This is a genomic window from Paenarthrobacter sp. PAE-2 (assembly GCF_026013155.1).
Classification (GTDB): domain Bacteria; phylum Actinomycetota; class Actinomycetes; order Actinomycetales; family Micrococcaceae; genus Arthrobacter; species Arthrobacter ureafaciens.
The window spans coordinates 1-572 of sequence record NZ_JAPDNV010000107.1 but is presented as its reverse complement, the minus strand read 5'-3'; the positions used below and the strand labels follow the sequence as shown (position 1 = coordinate 572).

At 62.6% G+C, this 572-nt stretch carries 1 protein-coding gene; it reads left to right on the top strand.

Translation table 11 applies throughout. The features are described from left to right. Window positions 1-176: 176 nt before the first annotated feature. Window positions 177-479 carry a hypothetical protein gene (locus tag OCL88_RS21370; RefSeq protein ID WP_264963843.1) on the top strand — a complete coding sequence of 101 codons (303 nt, stop codon included), beginning with the start codon at window positions 177-179 and terminating at the stop codon, window positions 477-479. Window positions 480-572: the final 93 nt, after the last annotated feature.

The window sequence follows — 572 nt, the reverse complement described above, 5'->3', positions numbered from 1 at the left end:
CGAGGACGGGCTTCGTCATCGATCATGTCCACTATTTCTCCAATGCGCTGAAACCATGGATCAGCCGGCGCGACACGCTTGGGCCGTTCCTTATCCGCCGGGACCCCAGGGACATCAGCAGAATCTGAGTGTTGGAACCGGAGGGGGCTCAGTATGTTGAGGTCCCTTACCGGACGATGGCTAACCCCTCTGTGAGCCTGTGGGAGCACCGGCACGCCTTGGCGCGACTACACGAGCGCGGAGTAGCCCAAGTGGATGAGGCGGCGTTGTTCCGCACGATCGCGCAAATGCGGGAAATCGCAAACACTGCCTCGAAAACTACCAAGCGGATGCGCCGCGACACCGAGCGCCGCCATGCAGTGACGACGCGGCATTCGAAGACACCAATTCCACTACTCCCGCCGGAAGCCGCTGCTCAGCAGGAACCGGACACGATCGCGGCCCCGGTACCGCGATTCGATCAGATCGAGCAGTGGTGACCGTGCCTGAGTACGAGGCGCCGGAGTTGTCCCACCTGCACCCGAGTGTGCGGGCCGCGGCACGGTTGCCTGCGAACGAGCGGGTTGAATTGA